Genomic DNA, 3,600 nt, shown 5'->3' on the forward strand with positions numbered 1-3,600 from the left:
ACCCCCACCCCCGACCCCGCCGGGACCGCAGGGCAAGGCCAGAACACACCGTTCTCCTCGGCCAGCCGCCGATAGGTGATCCCCGAGTAGTCGGCGGGGCCGCCCGCGCTCGCCCGGCGCAGCTCCTCGAAGACCTCCTCGGGATCGGTGGGGAAGCCCTTCTCCACCCCGAGCCGCGCCGCCAGCTCGTGCAGCACGTACAGGTCGCTGTGGACGCCCTCGGGCGGGGTGACCGCCTGACGGCGCAGCAGCACCCGCCCCTCGAGGTTGGTGGTGGTGCCGGTCTCCTCGGCCCACTGCGTCACCGGCAGCACCACGTCCGCGAGCGCGGCCGTCTCCGACAGCACGACGTCGCACACGGCGAGGAAGTCCAGCGACCGCAGCCGCTCCTCCACATGGGCGGCGCGCGGCGCGGACACCACCGGGTTGGACCCCATCAGCAGCAGCGCCTTCACGTCCCGGCCGAGCGCGTCGAGCAGTTCGTACGCGCTGCGCCCGGGGCCCGGCAGGGAGTCCGGGGCGACGCCCCACACCTCGGCGACGTGCCGCCGCGCCTCGGGGTCGTCGAGCTTGCGGTAGCCGGGCAGCTGATCGGCCTTCTGGCCGTGCTCGCGCCCGCCCTGCCCGTTGCCCTGCCCGGTGAGGCAGCCGTACCCGGACAGCGGGCGGCCGGCCCGGCCGGTGGCCAGGCACAGGTTGATCCACGCGCCGACGGTGTCGGTGCCCTTGGCCTGCTGCTCGGGGCCGCGCGCGGTGAGCACCATCGCGGCCTCCGGTTCGCAGAACATGCGTACCGCTTCCCGGAGTCGAGGAACGGACACCCCCGTGATCCGTTCCACGTACTCCGGCCAGTGCGCCATGGCCGCCGCCCGCGCCTCCTCCCAGCCGGTGGTACGCCGCTCGACGTACGCCTCGTCGACGCGCCCCTCGGCGACCACGAGGTGCAGCATGCCGAGCGCGAGCGCGAGGTCCGTGCCGGGACGCGGCGCCAGGTGCAGGTCGGCCTGTTCGGCGGTCCTGGTGCGGCGCGGGTCGACGACGATCAGCTTGCCGCCGTTCTCCCGCAGCTCGGTGAAGTAGCGCAGCGACGGCGGCATCGTCTCGGCCGGGTTGGAGCCGACGAGGATCACACAGCCGGTCCTCGGGATGTCCTCCAGCGGGAACGGCAGCCCCCGGTCCAGCCCGAACGCCTTCATGCCGGCCGCTGCGGCGGACGACATGCAGAACCGCCCGTTGTAGTCGATCTGCGAGGTGCCGAGCACCACGCGCGCGAACTTGCCCAGCGAGTACGCCTTCTCGTTGGTCAGCCCGCCCCCGCCGAACACGCCCAGCGCGTCCGCCCCGTGCCGCTCCCGCACGCCCGACAGCGCGCCCGCGACACGGTCCAGCGCGTCCTCCCAGGTGGCGGGCGTGAGCCGGCCGCCCGACCGCACCAGCGGTGTGGTGAGCCGCACCCCCGCCGACAGTACCTCCGGCGCCGTACGGCCCTTGCCGCACAGGGCGCCCCGGTTCACGGGGAAGTCCGCGCGCTCGGTCAGCGCCACCGTCGCCCCGCCGGGACCGCCGGAGCCGCCGGGGACAGCCGTCAGGTTCATCCCGCACTGGAGGGCGCAGTACGGGCAGTGCGTGGGCGTCGCGGTGCTCTGCATGCACCTCAGCGTGATACGGCCGTGTTACGTGCCACGACGGCCCCTGTTACGCCACCGGCACACCGGCCTCCCCGGCCGGCCGGCCGCACCGTGAGGAGCGGTGCGCCCGGCCCGGTCAGCGGGCCTCGTCGAGGGCCCGCTCCACGCCCGGCTCGTGCGGGCCGAGGAAACGCGGGTCGGGCTTCCACAGCGCGTCCAGCGCCGCCTTGCCCGCCGCGAGGACCTCCCGGGTGCCGCCGTAGTACCAGGTGACGTCGTGCGGCTCGGCCACACCGACGCCGTACGACGAGACGCCCGCCGCCTCGCACAGCGCGACCGCCCGCCGGATGTGGAAGTCCTGGCTGATCAGGATCGCCCGGTCCACCCCGAAGATCTTCTTCGCCCGCACGCAGGAGTCCCAGGTGTCGAACCCGGCGTAGTCGCTCACGATCCGCCGGTCGGGCACGCCGTGCCGGGTCAGATACGCGCGCATCGCGTCCGGCTCGTCGTAGTCGGCGCGGCTGTTGTCCCCGGTGACCAGCACCACCTCGACCCGGCCCGCCCGGTACAGCTCGGCCGCCGCGTCCAGCCGGTGCGCCAGATACGGCGACGGCTCCCCGCTCCACAGCCCCGCCCCGAACACGACGGCCACACCGGTGCGCGGCACGTCGGCGACACTGCGCAGCCGGTCGCCGGTGGTCAGCCGCAACCAGGTCGCGGGAAGCAGCGCCAGCACGCACACCGCCACCACGCCCTGCACGAGCATCCGCCGCCCGGCCCGGGTCCGCGGCAGCCGCGGCCGGCGGATCTTCACACCTCCCCCCGCCGTCGCACCCGCACGCGTCCCCGCTGTCGTCGGATCCTCACCACGGCCCCCTCTTGTCCGCCGGGCCCGGGCAGGCCCCGGCATCCCCTGGCGAACGCCTCTTCGACCATGCAGGACGCTCCCGGCCCGCCCCCGGTTCACCTCACAGCCCATGCCCGGCCGACGTGAAGCGACGGAAAATACCCGTCACGGCCGTGCAACGGGGGTGCAACCTCGCCCGGCGACGATCCTCGGTATGAACCGCACCCGCACCCCGCTCGCCGACCGGCTCCGCCTGGTCCCCCCGGACAGCGGGCGCCACCCCGGCCACCCTCCCGCGCTGGTCCTCGTCGCGCACGGCAGCCGCGACCCGCGTGCCCTGCGCACCGTACGGGCGCTGCTGGAACGGGTGCGGGAGCTGCGGCCGGCGCTGCCCGTGCACCTCGGCCACATCGAACTGAACGCCCCCCTGCTGCCGGACACGCTCGCCGCGCTCGGCGACACCCCGTCGGTGCTGGTGCCGCTGCTGCTGAGCCGCGGCTATCACGTGAAGCACGACATCCCGGAGACGGCCGCCGCCGCTCCCGGTCACGCGCGCGTGGCGGCACCGCTCGGCCCGGACCCCCTGCTGGTGGACACCCTGTACGACCGTCTCGTGGAGGCCGGCTGGGACCCGGCCGCCACGGACCGCCGCACCGACGCCGTGGTTCTGGCCTCGGCGGGCTCCCCCGACCCGGACTCCGCCGCCGACACCCGCCGCACGGCCCGCCTCCTCGCCGCCCGCCTCGGTGTCCCGGTCGTCCCCGCCTACGCCTCGGCGGCGACACCCACGGTGGACACCGCCGTCCGCGCTCTCGCCGCGCGGGGCCGCCACCGCGTCGCCGTCGCCTCGTACTTCACGGCCCCCGGCCGCTTCGCGACGGAGTGCGCGGCGACGGCCCCCTGGCTCACCTCCGCCCCTCTGGGCGCCCACCCGTCGATGGCCCGCCTGATCGCCGACCGTTACGACCAGGCCCTGTCGGCACGCACCGACACCGCCGCCTGACACCCCCCGCGGCCCCGGTCCGGCGGCCGGCGTCACCCCCGCGGCCCCGGTCCGGCGGCCGGCCTCACGCCCGCGGCCCCGGACCGGCGGCCGGCGTCACCCCCGCGGCCCCGGTCCGGGGC

General features: G+C 75.8%; 3 protein-coding genes. 1 reads left to right on the plus strand and 2 read right to left on the minus strand.

What is annotated here, in order from left to right; genetic code table 11:
* The coding region (locus tag MTQ10_RS28960; RefSeq protein WP_247473342.1) for a molybdopterin oxidoreductase family protein at positions 1 to 1,649 on the minus strand (1,649 nt) is incomplete at its 3' end.
* Positions 1,650 to 1,764: 115 nt separating this feature from the next.
* Positions 1,765 to 2,394 (minus strand): SanA/YdcF family protein, encoded by a 630-nt coding sequence (locus MTQ10_RS28965; RefSeq protein ID WP_247473346.1) that lies wholly within the window; start codon positions 2,392 to 2,394, stop codon positions 1,765 to 1,767.
* Between the two features lie 295 nt (positions 2,395 to 2,689).
* On the opposite strand from MTQ10_RS28965, the gene MTQ10_RS28970 reads away from it, so the two are divergent.
* On the plus strand, positions 2,690 to 3,478 hold the full coding sequence (locus MTQ10_RS28970; RefSeq protein ID WP_247473344.1) for a sirohydrochlorin chelatase: 789 nt from the start codon (positions 2,690 to 2,692) through the stop codon (positions 3,476 to 3,478).
* The last annotated feature ends 122 nt before the right edge of the window (positions 3,479 to 3,600 follow it).

This window comes from Streptomyces sp. XM83C, from assembly GCF_023072675.1.
Lineage (GTDB): Bacteria > Actinomycetota > Actinomycetes > Streptomycetales > Streptomycetaceae > Streptomyces > Streptomyces thermocoprophilus.